The sequence below is a fragment of the Ruegeria arenilitoris genome (assembly GCF_013032855.1).
GTDB lineage: Bacteria > Pseudomonadota > Alphaproteobacteria > Rhodobacterales > Rhodobacteraceae > Ruegeria > Ruegeria arenilitoris.
The window spans coordinates 520,551-542,783 of sequence record NZ_WQDA01000002.1; the positions used below are offsets into that span (position 1 = coordinate 520,551).

Sequence of the window (22,233 nt, forward strand, 5' to 3'; positions counted from 1 at the left end):
AGGCATTATGCCTCGGTGTCGTCGCTCGCGTAGGTCGAGCTCATCGAACCGCCAACCATCGTGGTATCGACCGAGTTGCCAAGCACGTTGGCGCCCATGACGATTGTCTGGTTGAAGGCCGAGGTATCGACCACTGCTGCTGCCGACGCGTAGGATTCACCGGTGACGATACCGTCGCCACCATTGTTGGAACCCCAAGTGCCGCCATTGCCGCCGGCTCCGCCGTCACCTGAATAGGCGCCGGCCGCGCTGCCACCGGTGACTGCGCCACCCGTGGTATCGCCGGACATGGCGCTACCCATGGCGTAGCCGCTGGTACCACCATTGGCCGCAGACGCACCGCCTGCACCACCGGCTCCCGAGCTGGCCGCGCCAGTCGCGCTACCGGATCCGGTCGAGGTGGCATCGTTGTCGGTGTACGACGCGCCGCCGTATCCCGCGATGGCTTCGGCCAGACTGTCGGCGGAACCGTTTGTGTCAGCGTCAGCAAAGACTTCTGCCGCACCACCGGTACCGGCCGTGTTGACCGCATCCGCAGAACCCGCACCGTTACCGGACGAGGTGGACGTTGGCGTCGTGGTCCCACCGGCTCCGCCAGCGCCTTCTGCACTGGACGAACCCGAACCGGTTCCGTTTGCCGCGCCATTGGCCGCGTTCGAACCGCCGGCTCCGCCGGTTCCGGTCGACGTCTGCGGGTTGCTGGCTGCACCGTTCACGTCACCGGGCGACTGGCTGATATTCGGACCGCTTGCGGCCAGATCGCCGACGCCCTGTGCGCCAGAGTTGGCTGCCGAGCTGCCGCCCGTGCCGGCTCCGCCGGACCCTGGGCCACCGGTTCCGGCACCGCCGGTTCCTGCGCCGCCGGTTCCAGCACCACCGGTGCCCGCTCCGCCGGCACCCGGGTTGTTGCCCGTGGTTCCGCCGCCACCGGTCGCAGCGTCGGTATCAGCCGCATTCAAGGCCGGACCACCATCCGCGATTTCCTGGTTCAGCGCTGCAATGGCTGCTTCGACCATGGCCGAGAATCCGCCGGATCCCTCGCCACCAGAGCCTTCGCCACCAGCACCTTCACCACCCGAGCCCGAGCCGCCGGAACCCGTGCCACCGGAACCAGACCCGCCGGTGCCATTGGCGCCACTTTGCGCGCCGCTGCCAGCCATGCCCGCACCCGTGTTGCTTCCGGCCGTCGCTTCATTCGCTTCGGTCGTACCGGTGCTATTGTTCGATGCAGAACCCGAGTTCGATGACTCGCCGTTGCCGCCATTGGCGCCGTTCGCACCCGACTCGTTTCCGGCCAGGCCAAGGCCCGCGCCGATCGAACCGGTCGCGTTTTCACCACCGTTGGCATTGCCTTCCGAGTTGGCGCCGGACAGTCCCAGACCAAGGCCAAGACCGATCGAGCCGGCATTACCGCCTTCACCGCCAGTTCCCTGGCCGTTGGCATTCGAACTGCCGGTGTTGTTGGCGCTGGAGGTGCTGTTGGCGTTGCCGCCATTGCCAGCCGTGCTTTCGCCACTGGCTTCGGCGCCCGACAGACCAAGACCCAGGCTCGTGTTGTTGGCGCCGCCCGAGGCCGCACCGTTGCCGCCTTGCGAAGCCGCGCCGGCATTGCCGGTGTGGCCGCCCAGCGCGAATGCGTGGCTGCCATTGGTCTCGCCGCTTGCTGCACCGCCGTAGCTGGTTCCGCCGGAACCCGAGTTACCGCCGCCGGAGGATGAACCGATACCTTCTTCGGCATAGGCCGAACCGCCCGTCGCGCTTCCGTTCTGATAGAACGATCCGTCATTCGACAGGCTGGGCGAATCCAGCGTGTCATCGTCACTCAGGTTGGCCAACTGGTTGTTGATCGACGACATATCATTGCCGTCACCATTCATCGAGATGGACAGGTTCAGATCATCGCCGGGATCATAATTCACGTCGTTCCCGGCCGTGATGACATCACCGATGGATGCCGAGTCACCGATATCCAGATCGACCTGGTCATCGTCGCGCGGGATCCACTCGCCTTCACCGAAATCGATGTTGATCGAGTTCGCGATGCTGTTGCTGTCATCGCCGCCATTGACGTTCGATTGCTGCTGACCTTGCTGTTGGCCCTGCTGCTGAGCCTGGCCCTGATCCTGACCCTGGCCCTGTTCGTTCGCAACTTCAGTCGCCTGAGCCTGAGCCTGGTTCTGTTCGTCTTCGTTATTTGCAGCGTTTTGAACTTCCTGACCCTGCTGCTGTTGCTGCGCGGTCAGTTCGGCCTCGATATTTGCTTCTTCGACGGGAATTTCCACCGAGATCGGAGCTTCGAGATTTTCAACATTAACTTCGTCAACGGTCGTGACATTGGTATTGTTCACATTGCGTCGCATAACAATCTTCCATTTTTGAAGCGCCAGACCGCCATTCATCTACAAAGCGATATTCGGCGCGGTTGAAAAATATTATTGAGCATCCATTCGCGAAACTGCGCATGTCTGCGGCCTTGTCTTTCGAATGATGTGTTGTCACCCCCCTTTCTCGGCCAAGCCGATTCCGTGACTGCTCAAAATCACGCGAAAATACGCGGGCCGCAGACACGCCAGGTACAAGTACACTTCGCAAATTGAAGCACGACACAGGGTACAGATGCTGTTCGGTCTGCCTAGCTGGCAGAAAGTATTAACATCACTAAAGCGATGATTTGCTTACCGTATTACTCGAACACGCGTTTCAGGGTCGAGTTCGAAGCCGAATTGGCCTGCCACAAAAGCCGGAAAAATTTAGTTATTTGAATCCCGATATTTAAGCGGCCTGACCGTCAAACGACCTTAATCGAAAGTTCTAAAACCCGGTGATTCTCAAAGCCGTACAGTTGTCGAAAACTGAACTTTCTGGTATACTCAATACATATTTTTAATTGTTTTTATTCAGTTTCACCCCGGCCAATAACGGCCAATTCAGGACGTAATCTGGGGTATTTAGGGGGGCGCAAATATGAGCATTTCTGAATTAAGTAACAGTTCCAGCACGATCGACAAAAGTGAAGATTTCATGATTGTTTTTGTTGGGAAAGAGCTCTTCTACTCCAACCAGACCCTGCGAAGCGTTCAGCACGAATTCGGCGTGGCAGCCCATCGGTTTGAATCCCTCGCGGCATTCTTGTCCGAGGCGAGCAATGCTGAGGGTTCCGGCAAGATTGTTGTCGTGGATCAGATCATGATGGAGGATCTGCTGGCCCATCCCTCCGATTATGTTCGATCGTCCATGCCGGGATGCCTTGCCTTCGCATACCGCAAAGAGGACGCAGCCCGTTTCGTTTTCGAGCGATGGGACCGATCCCGGTACGGACCAATCGGGTATCTTCCGATGAACGTCGCCCCGGACGCATGGCGCGCGATCCTGCGGCTGCTGATGCATGAAGAGTTGTACCTGCCGGGATTTGTAGCCAATTGCGTTGCATCGAAGCCGTGCGCGAAAACCCCAACTGCAGCCCGGGAAACTCCGAAATCCCCTGCGGCTGGCCCTCTGTTGTCTAAACTGACCAGGCGCGAGAAGCAGGTTCTGCAGCTTGTCTCCGAAGGCAAAAGCAACAAGGCTATCGCTGCCCAGTTGGGTATCACCGAACACACGGTCAAGCTGCACATGCACAACGTGTCGGGCAAGATCGGTGTCAGCAACAGAACGGCAGCGGCGCATTTCTTCTTTGAGGCGGCGGCGCAAGACGCGCACCGAACTTCGGTTGACTGACGACTTCGAAGCCAGGTTCGATCGGTTGATCCTTTTGGTCGGCCGCCTGAACTATGTCTGGACGAACACCGAAAGCCTGCTGATACATCTGATTGCCGGCCTCTCGGGGACCAACAAAGACGTAGCCGTCATCATTTTCCTGACCCTGAACACGACCCGCGCCCGAATTGATCTGGTCGAGCGTCTGGCAAAGATGGACGGAAGGCCGGCCTCGGTTCGTGATCCGATCCTAGAGCACACGCAGCGGCTCAGCCGTCTGTCTGGCATCCGCAACAAGTTCAACCACTGCATCTATTCCTTCGACCAGGAAACCGGGAACCCCAAAACGATCCTGATGCGCATTGCCGATCGAAAAACCGACATCAAGCTGGGACGCGAAGATACGGTCGACGAACAGGCGATGCAGGAAATCGAGGATGTCGTCGCGCAGCTGTCGGCGGCGAACCAGGACATCTGGCGGCTGATCTCCAAGCTGGGTTATCCGGTCTGACGATCGCCCTCGGCCAAGTCGACCAGTGTGTTTGGTGCGGGCGGTGGGACTCGAACCCACACGGCGCTAGGGCCTTCGGATTTTAAGTCCGATATGTCTACCATTCCATCACGCCCGCATCCGGCCGGTCTGCTGCACCGGCGCCGGATCACGTGCCGAACACTTACACGCACCCATACCGATTGCAAAGACCGCAAGCGGTTAATTCGCCAGCCAGATCAACGCCGTTTGGTTCAGGGCAGGTAGCCACTTTTCCCAGGGAACAGGAAGTGTGCATTTCTCGCATTTCACCCCTATGCCTTGACAGATTGACTGCATTTCTATGACGTCTGCCGGATCGTTGAGGGAGGCCGCGATGAAGTCCGTCACCAACCCGTATCGAGGCGAAGGCAAACTGTTTTCACAGGCCCCCTTCCCTTCAACCAATTCCAGCCGGTTGGCGCAGCTTTTGTCGCTGTGCCCGGCCTCCGGCGTGACACCACTGGCCGAAGCGCAGGGTTTGGCGCCCGTTTCCCGCCTTTGGATCAAAGATGAACGGACGCGGATGAATCTCGGGTCGTTCAAGGCATTGGGCGCGGCCTATGTCATCGCCTACCAAGCGAGCGAAGCCACCGAGACACCCGACAACACATCCCTTGCTGGCCGTACTTATGTAACGGCCAGCGCCGGGAACCACGGCCTAAGCATGGCTGCGGGTGCGCGCGTTTTTGGTGCGAATGCCGTAGTGTTCATTTCTGAAACCGTGCCCGAGAGCTTTGCTCAGCGCCTTTCGGCGCAAGGTGCGCGAGTGGTGCGCGAAGGCGTCGATTACGCCGCAAGCATGAGCGCCGCAAGCCGCGCGGCGAACGACAACGACTGGACGCTTCTGTCAGACAGCTCTTGGGAAGGGTATTATGACCTGCCCCATCTCTTGATGGAGGGGTACGTTCAAATGGCTGTCGAGGCGGTTGATCAGTGTCCCGAACCTCCGACATTGATCCTGCTGCAGGCCGGAGTAGGAGGCATGGCGGGCGCCGTTGCCGCATGTTTCCGAAAGGCTTGGGGAGACGACCCCAAGATCATCGTGGTCGAACCGGCCGCAGCCCCGGCGCTGATGGCCAGCATCCAAGCCGGCGCGCCGGTTTTTGCAGACGGTCCGGACAGCATCATGGGACGGCTGGATTGCAAGGAGCCATCGCTGATTGCACTGAATGGACTGGCGCGGGATGCCGATCAGTTTCTGACGCTGGAGGATGACACCGTGGCCGCTCAGCTTCCGGTCATGGCAGAGGCCGGGTTCGAAACGACTGCGTCAGGCGGCGCCGGACTGGCCGCCGTTCTGGATGCCGATAGCCGCAACTTGCTCAATATCGGACCACGGGACCGCGTTTTGTGCATCGTGACCGAGCAAGCCTCGTGAGAGGGTTCGAACAAGCCGAGTTCGCGGACAGAACTGCGCGTGCACAGGATCTCATGCGAGAGCATGGGCTGGACGCCCTGCTGCTGACGACCGAGCCCGACATCCGGTATTTCAGCGGCTTTCTGACCCGGTTCTGGGAAAGCCCGACGCGCCCCTGGTTCCTTGTCGTTCCCGCGACCGGCAAACCTGTCGCGGTGATCCCGTCGATTGGCTCGGCTTTGATGGCGCAGACCTGGATCGAAGACATCCGCACTTGGACCGCCCCGGATCTGGCAGACGACGGAGTATCGTTGCTGGCCGAAACCCTGCGCGAACTTGTTCCGGACGGCGGTTTGATCGGATGCCCCGACGGGCATGAAACGCACCTGCGGATGCCGCTTGCGGATTTCGGGCGTCTGAAATCCGAAATCGACCGCCGCAGGATCACCGGCGACCTTGGCATTCTGCGCGACCTGCGCATGGTCAAATCTCAAGCCGAAATCAAAAAGATCGAAACCGCCTGCCTGATCGCGGGACAGGCTTTTGAGCGGGTTCCTGAGATTGCAGCGGCCGGTGTTCCTCTGGATCAGGTCTTTCGACGGTTCCAGATGTTGTGTCTCGACGCAGGCGCCGATTGGGTGCCTTATCTTGCCGGCGCGGCCGACCAAGGCGGATATGGCGACGTGATCTCACCGGCAACCCAACGACCGTTGAAGCCGGGCGACGTGCTTATGTTGGATACCGGGCTGGTCTGGGATGGGTATCTTTGCGATTTCGACCGCAACTGGTCCGTCGGCCCGGCCAGTCCCGCCGTGCGCGCGGCGCACCACGCGCTGATCGATGCGACTGAGGCGGCGTTCGAGCAGGCCAGACCGGGCGCGACGGCCTCGGACCTGTATCACACGATGAGCTCGGTCCTGTCCCGTGGCGGCGGCGGGACCGAAGCCGGGCGCCTGGGCCACGGATTGGGCATGTCATTGACCGAGTGGCCTTCGCTCATCCCAACGGATCAAACGGTTCTGAAACCCGGAATGGTGTTGACGCTGGAGCCAGGTATTGAGGTCGGTGGCAAAATACTTGTCCACGAGGAAAATGTGCTGGTCACCGAAAGCGCACCTCGGTTCCTGAGCCCCAAGGCACGACGGGAGATTCCCGAGCTATGACAACACTGCCATTTTCTCTGGACACGGATGACCCGGACATATCTCCGCTTGGCCTGATCGTTCTGCAGACAGACGAGACGATCGAAGGCGATTTCCGCAGGCTTTTTGCCGGCGACCCTTCACCCATTTATGTCTCGCGCATAACCAGCGACCCGCAGGTCACGACCAAGACGTTGACCCGCATGAAGCATGCGCTTCCAGCGGCGGCAGATTTACTGCCCAAGGCGCACCCCTTCCGGGCTGTGGGTTACGCCTGCACCTCGGCAAGCTCGGTCATCGGATCGGAAAAGGTCGAAGAACTGGTAAAGCAGACTTGTGACGTGCAAACGGTGACCAACCCTCTGCGCGCCGCGGTTGCTCAGGCGCGCGAACTGGGTGTGTCACGCTTTGCACTGCTGTCCCCTTATGAGGAGCAGGTCAACACGGCGCTTCGCGCGGCCTTCGCCGATCAAGGGATCCTCATGGATGTGTTCGGCACCTTTGGGATTTCCGAAGAAGCAAAGGTCGTCCGGATATCAACGCAATCCATCGTTGACGCCGCGGTGAGGCTGGGTTCGGACAGAGCGGTCGAAGCTGTTTTTCTCAGCTGCACCAACCTTCGCACGTTGGACGCCATCCCGCAGATCCATGAACAGATTGGCAAACCGGTCTTGTCCAGCAATCAGACCCTTGCGTGGCACATGCGGCGCCTCAACACTGCGCAAAATCCTTGAATCCCACCCAATGAGGATTGGTTTTTGTCATTGAGTCTTGCCAGCCGGACATTGCTGCGTCTTTAATGTGCTCAGGGATCAATGAAATCCGGACCAACCGGATCAAGAATTGACGCAACAGGGGGTCTTGTGACCGGCACTTCTAGCGACGCCGCGTTTGTCGAATTTCAACGCGTTCAAAAATCGTATGACGGCGAAAATCTTGTCGTCAAAGACCTTAACCTCGCGATGCCAAAGGGCGAGTTTCTGACAATGTTGGGCCCATCGGGATCTGGCAAAACCACTTGCCTGATGATGCTGGCCGGGTTCGAAACTGCGACGCATGGCGAAATTCTGTTGGATGGGCGACCGATCAACAACATTCCGCCGCACAAGCGTGGCATCGGGATGGTGTTTCAGAACTATGCCCTGTTCCCGCACATGACTGTGGCCGAGAACCTCGCCTTTCCGCTGGAAGTCCGAAAAATCGGCAAGTCCGAGCGCGAAGAAAAGGTCCAGCGCGCCCTCGACATGGTGCAGATGGGTGCCTTCGGCAGCCGCCGACCCGCGCAGCTGTCAGGCGGACAACAACAGCGTATCGCCTTGGCCCGCGCGCTGGTCTTCGAACCCGAATTGGTTCTGATGGACGAACCGCTGGGCGCATTGGACAAACAGCTGCGCGAGCACATGCAGTTTGAAATCACGCGTCTGGCCCATGAATTGGGGATCACGACCGTCTATGTGACCCACGACCAGACCGAAGCGCTGACCATGTCGGATCGCGTAGCGGTCTTTGACGATGGGCGGATCCAGCAGCTTGCACCGCCGGACCAGCTTTATGAAGAACCGGAGAACAGTTTCGTTGCGCAGTTCATCGGTGAGAACAACACGCTGGAAGGCGTTCTGAAATCCGTCGATGGCGGGAATTGCGTCGTCACGCTGGACGATGGATCCGAGATCGACGCGGTTCCGATCAACGTGAGCCAACCGGGGGAACGGACCAAGGTCTCGATCCGGCCCGAGCGCGTGGAATTCAACAAGGATCGCCTCAGCCCCGAAGCGCATACGCTCAAGGCTGTGGTGAAGGAATTCATCTACATGGGCGATGTATTCAGGTTCCGCATGTCGGTGGCCGGCAATGATGAATTCATCGTCAAGACCCGGAATGCCCCTGACGCCGTCAGGCTGACACCGGGTCAGGAGATCGAGATCGGATGGCTGGCGCAGGATTGCCGCGCTCTGGACGCCTAGGCGCGCCGGGCTTCGCAATCCGCCCCCAAGCCGAAAGAACCGACCGACGAAAACCCGTGCGTTGGTCGACCAAGCATAAAACGGGAAAAACTGGGAGCTACATATGAAACGTACCACCACAATGCTGACAGCTGTTGCTCTGGCAACTGCAGCAGGCGGAGTTTCCGCCGAAGAAATGACGATCGTGTCCTGGGGCGGCGCCTATTCCAAGTCGCAGCTCAAGGCCTATCACGAGCCCTATTCGGAAAAGACCGGCGTCACCATCCTGAACGATGACAGCTCGGCCGAGGCCGTGGCCAAACTGCGCGCCATGAACGAGGCGGGCAACATCACATGGGATGTGGTCGACGTGGTTGCCGCGGACGCGATCCGTCTGTGTGACGAAGGTCTGGCGATGGAAATCGACCCGGACACCCAGCTGGCGCCTGCGCCGGACGGCACCCCGGCTTCGGAAGACTTCGGCGATCTGCTGGTCAGCGAATGCTTCATCCCTCAGATCGTGTATTCGACCACCTTTGGGTATCGGACCGACATGGTCGGGGACAACCCGCCGACCGACATCTGCGCGGTCTTCGACCTGGAGACCTATCCCGGCAAGCGGTCGCTGGAAAAGCGCCCGATCAACAACATGGAATGGGCCCTGCTGTGCGACGGCGTCCCGAAGGACGAAGTGTATGACGTTCTGGCAACCGACGAAGGCCAGGACCGTGCTCTGAAGAAGCTGGACACCATCAAGGACAGCGTCGTCTGGTGGTCCGCCGGTGCCGATACGCCTCAGCTGCTGGCTGACGGCGAAGTCGTCATGGGCTCGACCTACAATGGCCGCCTGTTCAGCGTCATCGAAGAGCAGAAGCAGCCCGTCGCCATGCTGTGGGACGCGCAGGTCTTCGATCTGGACGGCTGGATCATTCCCGCCGGTCTGAGCGAAGAGCGCAAGCAACGCGCGCTGGACTACATCATGTTCGCGACCGACACCCAGCGCCTGGCGGATCAGGCCAAGTACATCTCGTACGGCCCGGCTCGCGCTTCGTCTGCTCCGCTGGTCGGCAAGCATGCCGAACTGGGAATCGACATGGCTCCGCACATGCCGACCGATCCGGAAAATGCCAAGAACACGTTCCTCTACAACTACGAGTTCTGGGCTGACTACCGCGATGACATCGACGCCAAATTCCAGGCGTGGTTGGCGCAATAAGCGCTTGAATCTCTGAAGAAACGTCAGGTGGCGGTGCGCCGCCATCTGACCCGGGCACAACCAAGAGGCACTGATGACTGACGCAAGCCAAACCGCAGGACCCATGCTGGCAGCGGACGGAACGCCGCTCAAGCAATCGCTGGCGCGTTCATTGCGACGTCAGAAACTGCGCGCGCTTATGCTGATCGCGCCTTTGCTTCTGTTCGTGCTGTTTTCCTTCCTCGTACCGATCGCATCGATGCTGTTTCGGTCAGTCGAAAACGGAATTGTCTCGGAAACCCTGCCCCTGACGGTCGAAGCGCTGGACAACTGGGATGAAACCAGCGGCGAATTGCCGGGCGAGGACGTCTATGATGCCTTCGTACGTGACATGGTGGTCGCGATCGAAAACAAGGAACACACCCGGCTTGGCACGCGTCTGAACTACGAAGAAACCGGCATGTCTTCGCTGTTCCGCCAGTCAGGCCGCAAGATCAAACGGCTGGACCCCGAAACCGACGGTCCGTTCAAGGAAAAGCTGATCGAGATCCATGACGGCTGGGGGGATCCGCAGACGTGGCGCGTGATCAAGACCCATGCGGTTCCGATCACCAACGGTTACTTCCTGAACGCAATCGACATGCGGCGCACCCCGGAAGGTGCTCAGGCACAGCCGGAAGACAAACAGATTCTCATCAAGCTGTTCGGGCGTACGTTGTTCATGTCGCTGGTTATTACCGGGGCCTGCATCCTGCTCGCCTATCCGGTCAGCTACCTGCTGGCGACCCTGCCAATGCGCGTGTCGAACCTGCTGATGATTCTGGTTCTGCTGCCCTTCTGGACATCGCTTCTGGTGAGGACATCCGCGTGGAAGGTCATGCTGCAGCAGCAGGGCGTCATAAACGATACCCTCGTCTGGCTCGGGCTGGTCGCAGATGACGCCCGGCTGATCATCATCAACAACCAGATCGGCACGATCATTGCCATGACGCATATCCTGCTGCCGTTCATGATCCTGCCGATGTATTCGGTGATGCAGACGATTCCGCCATCCTACACTCGCGCGGCCAAATCCATGGGCGCCACGAACTGGACCACGTTCTGGCGGATCTACTTCCCGCAATCCATCCCGGGCATCGGAGCAGGATCGATCCTCGTGTTCATTCTGGCCATCGGCTACTACATCACGCCCGAAATCGTGGGCGGCACCAAGGGTGTCTTCATCTCGAACCGGATTGCCTATCACATATCGTCGTCGTTGAACTGGGGCCTGGCTGCAGCATTGGGGACGATCCTGCTGGCGGTGGTTCTGATCCTCTACTGGGTCTACGACAAGATCGTGGGCATCGATAACGTGAAGCTGGGGTAACCGACATGGCCGCACTGACACCAATTTCGCGCAAGCCCCTATCCATGGTCCTGCCCAGCGTCGCACTGGCCGGCGCGTTTGCCGGCATGTTTGTCGGCGCAGGAAACGGCTCGGTCCCCCTTGGAATGATCGGCGGCGCGGCGCTGACGGCCCTTTTGGCCTGGATCTACATCTCGTTCCTCAAGAACGAGAGACTTGCCTACTGGATCAACATCATCGGCTTTGCGGCCGTCGGCTTCGCGGTTTCCGGGCCGATGGGCGGTGTGCTCGGCTTCTTGGGCGGCTGGTTTTTCGCATGGTTCACATTCTGGCTGTACGAGGGCCGATACCGCCGCAAGCTGCTCCCTTATCTGACGGCGCAGCAGGTGTTCTATCACTACCTGTTCCGGGTGATCTGCGGCGCGATCTTCGTTTTCCTGATCACGCCAATTCTGGTGGTTCTTCCGCTGTCTTTCAACGCGCAGGACTTCTTTACCTTTACACCCGAGATGCTGCGGCTGGACCCCAAAGGGTATTCGCTGAAGCATTACCAGGATTTCTTCACCAACAACGAATGGCAGCGCAGCTTCAAGAACTCGCTGATCATTGCGCCCATCGCCACGATCATATCGGTAACGCTGGGAACGCTGGCGGCCATCGGTCTCAGCCAATCGCATGTGCCGGGGCGGCGCGCCATCATGGGGATCCTGATTTCTCCGATGATCGTGCCGCTGATCATCTCGGCGACGGGCATGTTCTTCTTCTACAGCGACATCGGGCGCTTCCTTGAAGGCACTTTGGGCATGAACAAGACCTTTGTGGGCTACCTCAAGGTAATCCTGGCCCACGCCGTTCTGGGCATTCCCTTCGTCATCATCACCGTGACCGCCACGCTGGTCGGCTTTGACCGCTCGCTGACGCGGGCCGCTGCGAATATGGGCGCTGGTCCGGTTCGGACCTTCTTCAAGATCCAGATGCCCCTGATCCTGCCCGGCGTGATCTCGGGCGGGCTGTTCGCCTTCATCACCTCGTTCGATGAGGTGGTCGTGGTGCTTTTCGTCGGATCGGCCAGCCAAAAGACGCTGCCGTGGCAGATGTTCACCGGCCTGCGCGAGCAGATCAGCCCGACCATCCTGGCCGTGGCCACGATCCTCGTCGTCATCTCGATCGCCCTGCTGACCACGGTCGAGCTGCTGCGGCGGCGGTCGGAACGTCTGCGCGGGCTGACACCGGCTTGACCGGCGGCGTGGCCTGATCTAACGATTTCCTTGTTCGCCCCCTGCTGCGATGGCGTCGCAGCACCCAAGGAGGTGATCGGCTCTCGGACCCCGAGACCGCCTGTCCTGTACGCCGGGACATGTGGCCGGGCTTTGCACGTCCGGCAAAGAAACGAGAGAGCACATGACAGACCTTTCAAATCGCCCCGAATTCTTCACCTGCCACAACGGTGACAAGGCGCCCCTGCCCTTCAGCCGGGCCGAGTACGACCGGCGGCTGGCCAAACTGCGCGCCATCATGGCGCAACGGGACATACCCGTCGTTCTGCTGACCTCAATGCAGAACATCGCCTACTACTCGGGCTTTCTGTACTGCGCCTTCGGACGGCCCTATGGCTGCGTGGTGACTCAGGACAATTGCACCACCGTGTCGGCCAATATCGACGCGGGCCAGCCCTGGCGCCGGTCGGTCGAGGACAACGTGATCTACACCGACTGGAAGCGCGACAACTACTGGCGCGCCGTAGCCAGCCTGATCGGGACTGCCCGCCGGATCGGCATCGAAAGCGACCACATGACGCTGGCCGCGCGCGACACGGCCCTGTCCATGCTGAACCAGCCTGAGCTTGTGGACATCGCCCCCGACACGATGGCCGCGCGGATGGTGAAATCGGCCGAAGAGATCGAGTTGATCAAAGGCGGCGCACGTACGGCGGACGTGGGCGGCGCGGCCATCCATGCCGCGATTCGTGAAGGCGCCACCGAGATCGAGATCGCCATGGCCGGCCGCGATGCGATGGAGATCGAGATCGCCCGCGCCTATCCCGACGCCGAGTACCGCGACACCTGGGTCTGGTTCCAGTCGGGCCTGAACACCGACGGCGCACACAACCCGGTCACCAAGCGGGCCTTGCAGAATGGCGATATCCTGTCACTCAACACATTCCCGATGATCTCGGGCTATTACACCGCGCTGGAACGTACCCTGTTCTTGGGCGAGCCCGACGCCGACAGCCTGCGCCTGTGGCAGGCCAATGTAGCCGCGCACGAGCTGGGGTTGAGCCTGATCAAACCCGGCGCGACCTGTTCCGGCATCACAGCCGAGATCAACCGGTTCTTCGCCGATCAGGGCCTGCTGCAATACCGCTCGTTCGGATATGGGCATTCCTTCGGCATCCTCAGCCACTACTACGGTCGTGAAGCGGGCCTGGAACTGCGCGAAGACATCGACACGGTGCTCGAGCCGGGCATGGTCGTGTCCATCGAGCCGATGCTGTGGATTCCCGAAGGTCAACCCGGCGCGGGCGGCTATCGCGAGCACGACATTCTGGTCGTAGGCGAGGATGGGGCCGAAAATATCACCGGCTTTCCGTACGGACCGGAACACAACATCATCAATGCGTGATGCAGAGGGGGCGAGGCATCGGCCTTGCCCCTGTTTCCGCCTGAAACGGGTGTCAGGCCAGGATGGCGTGGATTTTGTCCAGCGTCGCGACGCTGACACCAACCCCGTCTTGGTTGGCCTGCAGGCGCTTGGCGCGCCGACCATCGCCGGGCAGACGCGCTCCTTCCTGATACCGGATCGCCTCGACAAGTTCCGCGATACTGGCAGCAAACTCCGACCCGGCCGTAGCGCCGGGGTCGATGGCAATGAAGAACTGACCGGTCTTTGGCGGACCGCCCACAGTTCCGGAAAAGGGTGAAGCATGGATGCCCAAAGTGGCCCCGGTCAATGCGGCGGCCATCACTTCTGTCAGAAGTGCGACACCCACGCCCTTGTAGCCGCCCGAAGGCGCCATCGAGCCCTTGAGGCCCACGGCGGGGTCAGTTGTCGGGTTGCCATCAGGGTCCAGCGCCCAACCGACTGGAATCGGCTTTCCCTCGCGGGCGTGCTTCATGACCTCGCTTTTTGCGATCGTGCTGGCGCTTTGGTCGATCAAGACGGCAGGTTGCCCATCAGCACCCGGAACGGCCAGCGAAAACGGGTTTGTTCCCACGACGGGCCGTGAACCACCCGACGGCGCAATAGATGCAGGTGCATTGGTGAACCCCAGACCAACAAGGCCCGCCTGAGCCAAGCGATAGGTGTGATACCCCAGCACACCACAGTTGTAACTGTTGCGGATGGCCAGCGCAGCTATTCCCTGCTCGCGTGCGGCCGGGATCAACGCGTCGAACCCCAAGTCGATCGCCGGGTGCGCGAAACCGGTGGCCGCATCAACGACCACCACGCCCGGTTTTGGGGCGGATATCACCGGCTGTGCTCGCCCGTCTACCTTGCCACACTGTACGTGCTCGCAATAGATCGGGATGTAGGCCAGCCCGTGACTGGCCACCCCATCCGCCTCGGTCGCGGCGGTCGCAACCGCCAATGGCCGGGCATTGTCCTCGGACGTGCCGGCCGCCATCAGAGCGCGCAGCGACAGATCCTCGATTTCGGCAAGGGACAACGTTCGGGTTTCTGGCATCTCGGCCTCCTCAGTCATTATCGGACAAACCAGCGCCGGCGCCCAAGCGGCGAGATTCCTCGGTTGCGGGGGCATAGGTGCGTTGAGCCAGAGTGTTCAAAAAAGCCAGAGCCGCGGGCGCCGGCAGGGCGCGCGTCTGCTTGGCGCGCAGTTTTCCAGGTGTACCGCCGATCCTTACGATGACCTTTGTGGCGCTTTCCGGCCAAAGATCCGGAGCGTCCACGACCTCCCCATCCGTCGTGGCGCTGAGTTCATCACAGACGACGGTCACATTGGTTTGCAATCGGCGTGCAGCGTTGCCAGCGAACGGCAAGAGCAACAGTGGAACCGCCACGTCATACAGAACGATCGGCCCGCGGCCCAGATGATCCGAACAATCTGACAGCAGCATCCCCGCCCCCAACGGGCACATCTGCCCATGCGCCCGCCAAGGCGCCCCGAGGTCCCGCGGCGTGTGCGCATCAAACCGAAGGGCAAATTCCTGGCGCAGGACCGCTGACAAGGCGGCTGCACCGTCAAAACCTTGCAGACACAGCCAGCGGGTCGCCTTGGCGGCGTCCTCGGCCGGCCCCCAGTGATGACCCGCCCCACGTGCCGCGCGTTTTGCCAGTCCTTCGACCTCGTTTAGCGACAGGTTCATTCCGGCACCTCCGGATAAACCCAGAAATCGGCATTTTCGGGCGAAAGATCCTCGGGGTACGGCGCGCCTGAATACATGCAGATACGGACCCAACGGTCCGAGCGGGGATCGAAATGCGTCGCGCCGAAAAAGGACAGTTTGGCGCGGAGCATGTCGATCGGCAGAACTGATGCACCAATCGTGTTGTCTCGTATCTCGCTGTAGGGGGCCTTACGGCTGATCTGCGCCCGGCGGATCGTGTGGCGATGTTCAGGATGGCGCAGAAGAAATTCCGCGGTGGTCGCGGCGGTATCCCAATCGGCCATTGCCGAATATGCCGCTGCCGCATCCCGTGCCGGGGCAAGCGGTTGTTCGTACTCGGCTACCGGCTCATCAAAGCGCTCACCCAGTCTGGGTTCCAGCTTTTCTTCCGATACATACCAGACCCTTGCGCAGGCTTCCCGGGCGCCCCAGTCCAGATCCAACACCCAACCGAAACTGTCGCGGATCGCTTGCCGCACATCGGCCAGCGGCATGGCACCGTCAATCTCGTACAGATGCGGGCTTGAATCCGCCGTGCATCCTGACAAACCGTCCACCAAGTCTGAATAGGGTTCGAGGATCAGGGAAAGAAGCAACTCCTGCCCCTCCTCGCTCAGCACAGTCTCCGACCACTCCACCAGACGGTTCCAAGGTCTTCGGCCCGTAAGATCGTCATGGCGGAGAAAGTCCGCGATCACCCCGAGGTCCGCTTTCAGAGCAGACAGTTTCCGCTCTTGTATCGGATGTTCCGAATGCCATTGGCCAATCGACACTTGGCTGCGATCAAACACCGACCGGAATACACTGATTTCTTCTTGGGTCGCGGTTTGCACGGATCGAACCCGGGCGATTGCCTCTTCGCGCGCCATGATCCAGTTGTTCAGCAGGACCGGATGATTGATCAGGAAGGGCGCCATGCCCAGTCCCGTGGAATTCCCGATGCCAAGGCGGCGCGCGATATCAGGGGCCATCTTGACGGCCTTGCTTCCCCCATTGGCGCGCGCCATGTGTTCGACCAGGTCCCGCACGAAGGCGCGGGTAAGGAATACCGACAGCATCTCGGCCTGAAACGGCCCCTCGGTTTCCGGACGGTTTGCAGTGTTTTCCCGGTCCGCGGCCCCGAATTTTCCCGATCCGTACACGGCCGTGGTTCGCATCAGGTAGCCAACCTTTTGGATCTGCTCCAGATCCGGCTGTCGACCATCGGCCAGGGCTTCGACGACATGCGTCCACAATCGGACCGAACGATTGGCCCGGGATAGCGACAGTTCGGTTTCGCTGATCCGGCCGGCCTCCTGCAGCGGTACATTGCAGGAAAGCCGGTCAAGGTCGGCTTCGGAAGGGATTCCGTCAAATAGGGTGAAGGTCGCGTCCCAAGCATCCGCGATCACCCGGTCCGACCGTTTTTCTGGTGGAAGATCATGGGCGAAGGCCACCAGAGAATACGCGCGTTCGGGTCCCTGTGCGACATAGACGGCCCGTCCGACACCCGCCTCGTCAATCTCGAACACCGGCGTGGAAAACCGCCAGTTGTCGCGTGCCAGGCGGCGGGTCAGAACGCGCATGAAGCTGAGCCTGCACTGGTGCAAAGACCCGAGCCTGCTGAGCCGCATAACGGTTGCCGGATCCCGGCGCGCGATATGCGGCCCCGGTCCGGTCAATTCTGGACCGGTCCGAAGTTATCCGCAAAGAAGCGGTACCAGTTCTGCCCCATGATCCCGGCGACTTCGGTCGAGGTCATCCCAACCGCGAGAAGGCCGGCCTCGATCTTGTCAAAGTCACGATTGTCCCGGAACCATTTTGGCATCGGCGGAAAACCCGGGTTCGCAGACGATCCTTCGCCGTAATCGATTTCCTTGGTCCAGCGACCCACACGCATCCACTCGACAACGCTGTCGGGTTGGTCCTGGCACAGGTCGGTTCCGATCCCGAGATGTTGTGTTCCGTATTTTTCGGCCGTTCGGGCAATCATGGTGCAAAAGCTTTCCAGCGTACAGTCGGACTTGTCCGTCAGGTGATGAGGGTAGACCGAAAACCCGAGCATCCCACCTCTTTCCGTCACGGCGCGGATGACGGGGTCACGCTTGTTGCGCAGGGCGGGCGCCCAGTCATGCGGATTGGCGTGGGTGATGGCGATCGGACGCGCGGAAAGGTCGGCTGCCTCAATCGTGGAGCGGTCGGCCGAATGGCTCATGTCGATGACCAATCCCACGCGGTTCATCTCCTTGATCACCTGCCGCCCCATCCGGGTGATACCGGTGTCTTCAGCCTCGTAGCAGCCGGTCGCTAGCAGGGATTGGTTGTTGTAGGTCAACTGCATGAACCGGGCACCGAGATCGTACAGAATTTCAATCAGCCCAATGTCGTCTTCCATGGGTGATGGGTTCTGGAAACCAAAGAAAACGGCCGTACGCCTGGTGTCACGCGCGGTGTCGATGTCGCTGGCCGATCGTCCCTTCATGATCAGGTCCGGGAACAACTCGAACCATCGGTTCCATTTCTCGAGGTTCTGAACCGTTTCACGAAAATTCTCGTGGTAGGCGACGGTGACGTGGATGGCATCCACGCCCCCTTCCCGCAATTGCCGGAAGATCTTTTCCGACCAATTGGCGTATTGCAGGCCGTCAATCCGCATCAGATCGGGGTCCCAGCGCTGATATAGGCGGTTTTGACAGTGGTGTAGAACTCGGCGGCCGCTTTGCCCTGTTCGCGCGGTCCATACGAGCTCTCGCCCCGGCCACCGAAAGGAACGTGATAATCAGTGCCTGCCGTGGGCAAATTGACGGTCACGACACCGGTTCTTGCATGACGCCGGAAATGCGTCGCGCGCGCAAGATTCTGGGTCACGATGCCCGATGTCAGGCCGAAATTCGTGTCATTCACGATCGCCAAAGCCTCATCATAGCTGTTGACCTTGATCACACTGGTCAGCGGGGCAAACATCTCTTCCCGGTTGATCCGCATGGTGTTGTTAGTGTTCACGAACACGCCGGGCGACATGTAATACCCGTCATGCTGCAGCTCCAGCCGTTGCCCGCCGCACGCCAGCTCGGCGCCTTCGGATTGGCCAAGTTCGACATAGGCCAGGTTCTCTTGCAGTTGCTGCTCGCTGACGACGGGTCCCATCTGCGTGCCTTCCTCCAGGGCATGCCCGACCTTCAGTGCCTTGGCGCCGGCGACAAGCTTCTCGACAAAGGCGTCGTGGATCGCGGCATGGACCACCAACCGCGAAGAGGCGGTGCATTTCTGCCCGGTGCCGCCAAAAGCGCCGCCCAGCGCAAGTGACACCGCCAGATCCAGATCCGCGTCATCCATCACGGCCAACGCGTTCTTGGAACCCATCTCCATCTGCACCTTGGTCAGGTTTTGGATGGCTGCTGCGGCAATGCCCTTGCCGACAGGCACCGACCCGGTGAACGAGATCGCATCCACCTGCGGGCTCTCAACCAGTCTTTGTCCGATTGCGCCGCCTGACCCCATGACCAAACTGAAAAGACCCTTGGGAATGTCCTGACGCGCGATGATCTCGGTCAACGCCACGGCTGAGGCGGGGGTCAGGTTGGCTGGCTTCCACACCACGGCGTTTCCATAACACAAGGCAGGTGCAATCTTCCATGCGGCCGTAGCTGTCGGGAAATTCCAAGGAGAGATAACCGCGACAACCCCGACCGGTTCGCGGCGCACGTCGATTTCGACGCCCTCACGTACGCTGTCCGCGTTTTCACCAATCTGGCGCAGGCATTCCGCCGCATAATACGTAAAGAACTGCCCCGCGCGGTAAACCTCGCCCTTACCCTCGGCAAACGGCTTCCCCTCTTCTCGCGACAACAACCGCCCCAACTCTTCGGCGCGGGACATCAACTCGGTCCCGATACTCATCAGAACCGCCTGCTTGCGTTCCAAGCCATAGGCCGCCCATTCCAGCTGCGCGTTACGTGCCCGGTCGAGGGTCGCGGACAGCTGATCGGCGCTTGCCTGGGCGAACAGGCCAATCACATCCGTCAGATCAGAGGGGTTGCGGTTCTCGATCGCGGTGTCGCCGGCCATCCACTCGCCGGCTATCAGGTTCAATTCTGTCACAGGGGGCCTCGGATCCGGTACGTTTCACGAACAGAATAGACCTCTGCCCGGACATCAGGCAAACTCAAACAAATTAAATTAACTTTAGGAAATCTGAAATTTGTCACTGAAACTGGAAATGCTCCGCTGCTATTGCACAGTCGCCCAGTCCGGAAATCTTGCCGAAGCCGCAAGCCGTCTGGGTCGCACTCAGTCTGCGGTCTCGATGACCCTGAAACAGTTTGAAGAACATCTCGGCAAACGCTTGTTTCTGGGTGAGCGAAAGAACCAGCTGTCACCTCTGGGGGCGGAAGTCTTTGCCCTCGCCCAAAATCAGGTGCGCCAATTTGACGACACGGTCCAAAGCATCGAAGCCCTGGCCAAGGCGTCCCAAGGGCTGATCCGGATCGTGTCCGTCCCGTCGGTGGCAGCACTGCTGTTTCCATCGCTGCTTGACCACCTGTCCAGCGCCTTTCCCGGCCTGAAGATCGAGCTGAGGGACACCGACACCCGACAGGTTTTGGACAGCCTCACCGAAGGGCGGGCGGATGTGGGGATTGCCTCGGGCCATCACCCGTTGAACGGAATACGGGCCGAGCCGCTGTTTCAAGACAGGTTTGGGCTTGTGGCCGCCGCTGATCACGCCCTGATCACTGCGCACGAGCCACCAACGCTGAACCAGGTCGCGGCCAAGGGATTCGTGCACAACTCGCTTTGCCAACTCATTGAAAATCAGGGTTGCGAAGACGTAATCGCAGGGTCTGCGATCACGGTGCACAACACTCACTCGTTGATCGCCATGGTCGCAACCGGGCGGTGGGTGACCATACTGCCCGAAACGGTCGCACGGTTTCTGCCGGAAAACACTGCCTTCCGTCCGATCGAGGATTTGCCGGACGTTCGTGATGTCTATCTGTACACCCGCGAGCGAACACAGTTCCCAAAAGTGGCAGAGGAATGTCGCAGCCATATCCTGAATTGGCCTCGCGATTGAGACCCCAGAGAACAACCCTGCCAAGCGCATCCAAGCGAGCGGGATGCGTTAAATAAATACGATGGATAGAAAACAACGTACCGCACCGCCGGAAAGCCGTTCAGACAAGTACAAACTTTCTTGAGTTTTCGGAGAAGATGGTGCCCCCACACGGACTCGAACCGCGGACCTACTGATTACAAATTAGCTGACCCTTCAGATGATAGGTTCTCTGCACTGAAACTTCAGCCTTTGTTTATTGGCTCTGAATGCTTACCTGCTATAATGGGTGTTAATGAGGTAAGCGTCAGAGGTAGCACGGTGGTAGCACAAAAGCTGAATGCGCGTGGCTTGCGCAATCTCCCGGTTGGCGATCATGCAGATGGCGGAGGCTTGTGGTTCAGGCAGCTTCCCAGCGGTGGCAACAGCTGGGTATTTCAATACGCGCTGGGCAAGAGAAGGCTGAAGCTGAAGATCGGAGACTTGTCTACGCTCTCCCTGTCTGAAGCCAGGTCAAAGGCAGTAGAGCTTAAGAGCCTGGTCGCGCAGGGCGTAGACCCGCGAAACCCAAAGGGCCTGAGGGAAGATCAGAGGCTGAGTGTAGCTGAGGCCATAGAGTTATTCCTGGCTGAGCATACGCGCGTACACCTGAAGCCTGCCTCAGCGCGGGAGCAAGAGCGCCTGCTCAAAACTGAGTTCTTGCCTCGGGCTGGTTCGCTGCAACTAGCTGAGCTTAGGCCACAGCACATAAGCCAGATGATTGACGAGATAGAGCGCAGCGGCAGAGGCCCGACTGCACTGGCTGCTTACCGCCAGACAAGCAAGTTCCTGTCATGGTGCCTGAGGAGGAAACATTGGCTTGAGGTTAATCCTATCTTGGCTGTCGAACCGCCGAAGCCTCCCAAGGCCAGAAGCCGGGTACTCAGCGACACTGAACTTGCTTCCCTCCTCCGTCATGTGACAGGACAACGACGCGCCTCAGCTGTCATGGTGCAGCTGCTGCTGCTCACAGCGCAAAGGCTCAACGATGTATGCCACATGCGCTGGGATGATCTGGACCTTGAGCGCGGCGTTTGGACAATCCAAGACCCCAAGTCTGGTGTGCCTCACCTTGTTCCCCTTTCCAGCACCGCCCTCACCATACTGCGCAGCCAACCCAAGGTTGGCGCATACGTGGTCTCAGGTACGCATGGAGAGAAGCCATTCAGTGGCCACAGCAAGGCCAAGGCCAATCTGGATAAAGCAACAGGCATACCTGATTGGAGGTTCCATGACCTGCGCAGAACAGCGGCAACGCTGATGCGCCGGGAGGGAATAGGTCGTGATGTGGTGTCCGCAGTGCTGGGTCATACCAGCCAATCAGTCACTATGATTTACGACCGATATAACCTGCACAAAGAGAAGGCTGAGGCACTACATATTCTCTCCTCTGTATACCACGGAATACTAAATCAAGGTTTAGATAAGCAATTACGCACCACCGCCGTGAGTAACTGATGCTCATTTCTGTAACCAAGTGGTTTATTATCCCCCTTCTAAGAAGGGGGGATAAAATGAAACGGTTGCTTCACAAATTTCAAACCCATTTTGACCCCACTTGGGTCAAGCAATATCAAGGACTTAGAGGCAACACCCCCTCTGA

The 22,233-nt window shown here is 59.8% G+C and carries 18 protein-coding genes and 1 tRNA gene; 12 read left to right on the plus strand and 7 right to left on the minus strand.

The features are described 5' to 3' along the window. Positions 1 to 5: 5 nt before the first annotated feature. Positions 6 to 2,360, minus strand: coding sequence for a hypothetical protein (locus GOW72_RS08785; protein ID WP_170366580.1), 2,355 nt, complete (start codon positions 2,358 to 2,360; stop codon positions 6 to 8). A gap of 604 nt (positions 2,361 to 2,964) precedes the next feature. Here GOW72_RS08785 and GOW72_RS08790 point away from each other — a divergent pair. Together GOW72_RS08790 and GOW72_RS08795 are read left to right on the plus strand one after the other, a co-directional pair. Next, positions 2,965 to 3,717 carry a helix-turn-helix transcriptional regulator gene (locus tag GOW72_RS08790; RefSeq protein WP_170366581.1) on the plus strand — a complete coding sequence of 251 codons (753 nt, stop codon included), beginning with the start codon at positions 2,965 to 2,967 and terminating at the stop codon, positions 3,715 to 3,717. Continuing rightward, positions 3,710 to 4,207 carry a hypothetical protein gene (locus GOW72_RS08795; RefSeq protein WP_170366582.1) on the plus strand — a complete coding sequence of 166 codons (498 nt, stop codon included), beginning with the start codon at positions 3,710 to 3,712 and terminating at the stop codon, positions 4,205 to 4,207. The genes GOW72_RS08790 and GOW72_RS08795 overlap by 8 nt, the downstream gene beginning before the upstream one ends. A 32-nt stretch (positions 4,208 to 4,239) precedes the next feature. Here the strand turns inward: GOW72_RS08795 and GOW72_RS08800 are convergent. After that, positions 4,240 to 4,325 (minus strand) — tRNA-Leu (locus GOW72_RS08800). 237 nt (positions 4,326 to 4,562) lie between these two features. Here GOW72_RS08800 and GOW72_RS08805 point away from each other — a divergent pair. The 8 genes from GOW72_RS08805 (at position 4,563) to GOW72_RS08840 (ending at position 13,835) form a co-directional block, all read left to right on the plus strand. After that, the gene (locus GOW72_RS08805; RefSeq protein ID WP_170366583.1) at positions 4,563 to 5,606 is read left to right on the plus strand and encodes a pyridoxal-phosphate dependent enzyme; all 1,044 of its coding nucleotides are present in this window, start codon (positions 4,563 to 4,565) and stop codon (positions 5,604 to 5,606) included. After that, positions 5,603 to 6,748: a M24 family metallopeptidase gene (locus tag GOW72_RS08810; protein ID WP_170366584.1), complete on the plus strand. Its 1,146-nt coding sequence runs from the start codon at positions 5,603 to 5,605 to the stop codon at positions 6,746 to 6,748. The genes GOW72_RS08805 and GOW72_RS08810 overlap by 4 nt, the downstream gene beginning before the upstream one ends. After that, positions 6,745 to 7,461 carry a maleate cis-trans isomerase family protein gene (locus GOW72_RS08815; RefSeq protein ID WP_170366585.1) on the plus strand — a complete coding sequence of 239 codons (717 nt, stop codon included), beginning with the start codon at positions 6,745 to 6,747 and terminating at the stop codon, positions 7,459 to 7,461. The genes GOW72_RS08810 and GOW72_RS08815 overlap by 4 nt, the downstream gene beginning before the upstream one ends. Positions 7,462 to 7,542: 81 nt before the next feature. Beyond that, positions 7,543 to 8,691, plus strand: a complete 1,149-nt coding sequence (locus GOW72_RS08820) for an ABC transporter ATP-binding protein (RefSeq protein WP_217358119.1) — start codon at positions 7,543 to 7,545, stop codon at positions 8,689 to 8,691. Positions 8,692 to 8,794: 103 nt separating this feature from the next. Continuing rightward, positions 8,795 to 9,886 carry an extracellular solute-binding protein gene (locus tag GOW72_RS08825; protein WP_093962659.1) on the plus strand — a complete coding sequence of 364 codons (1,092 nt, stop codon included), beginning with the start codon at positions 8,795 to 8,797 and terminating at the stop codon, positions 9,884 to 9,886. 73 nt (positions 9,887 to 9,959) lie between these two features. Next, entirely contained in the window at positions 9,960 to 11,234 is a 1,275-nt protein-coding gene (locus GOW72_RS08830) for an ABC transporter permease (protein ID WP_170337618.1), read from the plus strand. Positions 11,235 to 11,239: 5 nt separating this feature from the next. Beyond that, positions 11,240 to 12,451: an ABC transporter permease gene (locus GOW72_RS08835; protein WP_170366587.1), complete on the plus strand. Its 1,212-nt coding sequence runs from the start codon at positions 11,240 to 11,242 to the stop codon at positions 12,449 to 12,451. A gap of 163 nt (positions 12,452 to 12,614) precedes the next feature. Beyond that, a complete protein-coding gene (locus tag GOW72_RS08840) occupies positions 12,615 to 13,835 on the plus strand; it encodes an aminopeptidase P family protein (RefSeq protein ID WP_170366588.1) in 1,221 nt (406 codons plus the stop codon). A 52-nt stretch (positions 13,836 to 13,887) separates the two neighbouring features. Here GOW72_RS08840 and GOW72_RS08845 read toward each other — a convergent pair whose 3' ends face one another. Genes GOW72_RS08845 through GOW72_RS08865 form a run of 5 tightly spaced genes read right to left on the minus strand, consistent with a single transcriptional unit; the run spans position 13,888 to position 19,639 of the window. Then, positions 13,888 to 14,898, minus strand: coding sequence for an Ldh family oxidoreductase (locus tag GOW72_RS08845; protein ID WP_170338066.1), 1,011 nt, complete (start codon positions 14,896 to 14,898; stop codon positions 13,888 to 13,890). 10 nt (positions 14,899 to 14,908) lie between these two features. After that, a complete protein-coding gene (locus tag GOW72_RS08850; RefSeq protein WP_170338064.1) occupies positions 14,909 to 15,538 on the minus strand; it encodes a DUF3726 domain-containing protein in 630 nt (209 codons plus the stop codon). Next, entirely contained in the window at positions 15,535 to 17,172 is a 1,638-nt protein-coding gene (locus GOW72_RS08855; RefSeq protein WP_170366780.1) for a hypothetical protein, read from the minus strand. The genes GOW72_RS08850 and GOW72_RS08855 overlap by 4 nt, the downstream gene beginning before the upstream one ends. Before the next feature lie 44 nt (positions 17,173 to 17,216). Then, positions 17,217 to 18,194: a membrane dipeptidase gene (locus tag GOW72_RS08860; protein ID WP_170366589.1), complete on the minus strand. Its 978-nt coding sequence runs from the start codon at positions 18,192 to 18,194 to the stop codon at positions 17,217 to 17,219. Beyond that, positions 18,194 to 19,639, minus strand: coding sequence for an aldehyde dehydrogenase family protein (locus tag GOW72_RS08865; RefSeq protein ID WP_170366590.1), 1,446 nt, complete (start codon positions 19,637 to 19,639; stop codon positions 18,194 to 18,196). The genes GOW72_RS08860 and GOW72_RS08865 overlap by 1 nt, the downstream gene beginning before the upstream one ends. A gap of 118 nt (positions 19,640 to 19,757) precedes the next feature. Here GOW72_RS08865 and GOW72_RS08870 point away from each other — a divergent pair, with 118 nt between their 5' ends. Both GOW72_RS08870 and GOW72_RS08875 read left to right on the plus strand, forming a co-directional pair. Further along, positions 19,758 to 20,612, plus strand: coding sequence for a LysR family transcriptional regulator (locus GOW72_RS08870; protein ID WP_342355363.1), 855 nt, complete (start codon positions 19,758 to 19,760; stop codon positions 20,610 to 20,612). Positions 20,613 to 20,912: 300 nt separating this feature from the next. Beyond that, positions 20,913 to 22,088 (plus strand): tyrosine-type recombinase/integrase, encoded by a 1,176-nt coding sequence (locus GOW72_RS08875; RefSeq protein WP_170366592.1) that lies wholly within the window; start codon positions 20,913 to 20,915, stop codon positions 22,086 to 22,088. Positions 22,089 to 22,233: the final 145 nt, after the last annotated feature.

Coding starts and splice junctions, on each gene's coding strand:
- GOW72_RS08785 (WP_170366580.1), bottom strand. CDS start 2,360: ATGCGACGCAATGTGAACAATACCAATGTCACGACCGTTGACGAAGTT.
- GOW72_RS08860 (WP_170366589.1), bottom strand. CDS start 18,194: ATGCGGATTGACGGCCTGCAATACGCCAATTGGTCGGAAAAGATCTTC.
- GOW72_RS08855 (WP_170366780.1), bottom strand. CDS start 17,172: ATGCGGCTCAGCAGGCTCGGGTCTTTGCACCAGTGCAGGCTCAGCTTC.
- GOW72_RS08815 (WP_170366585.1), top strand. CDS start 6,745: ATGACAACACTGCCATTTTCTCTGGACACGGATGACCCGGACATATCT.
- GOW72_RS08850 (WP_170338064.1), bottom strand. CDS start 15,538: ATGAACCTGTCGCTAAACGAGGTCGAAGGACTGGCAAAACGCGCGGCA.
- GOW72_RS08820 (WP_217358119.1), top strand. CDS start 7,543: ATGAAATCCGGACCAACCGGATCAAGAATTGACGCAACAGGGGGTCTT.
- GOW72_RS08870 (WP_342355363.1), top strand. CDS start 19,758: ATGCTCCGCTGCTATTGCACAGTCGCCCAGTCCGGAAATCTTGCCGAA.
- GOW72_RS08840 (WP_170366588.1), top strand. CDS start 12,615: ATGACAGACCTTTCAAATCGCCCCGAATTCTTCACCTGCCACAACGGT.
- GOW72_RS08825 (WP_093962659.1), top strand. CDS start 8,795: ATGAAACGTACCACCACAATGCTGACAGCTGTTGCTCTGGCAACTGCA.
- GOW72_RS08835 (WP_170366587.1), top strand. CDS start 11,240: ATGGCCGCACTGACACCAATTTCGCGCAAGCCCCTATCCATGGTCCTG.
- GOW72_RS08830 (WP_170337618.1), top strand. CDS start 9,960: ATGACTGACGCAAGCCAAACCGCAGGACCCATGCTGGCAGCGGACGGA.
- GOW72_RS08790 (WP_170366581.1), top strand. CDS start 2,965: ATGAGCATTTCTGAATTAAGTAACAGTTCCAGCACGATCGACAAAAGT.
- GOW72_RS08845 (WP_170338066.1), bottom strand. CDS start 14,898: ATGCCAGAAACCCGAACGTTGTCCCTTGCCGAAATCGAGGATCTGTCG.
- GOW72_RS08805 (WP_170366583.1), top strand. CDS start 4,563: ATGAAGTCCGTCACCAACCCGTATCGAGGCGAAGGCAAACTGTTTTCA.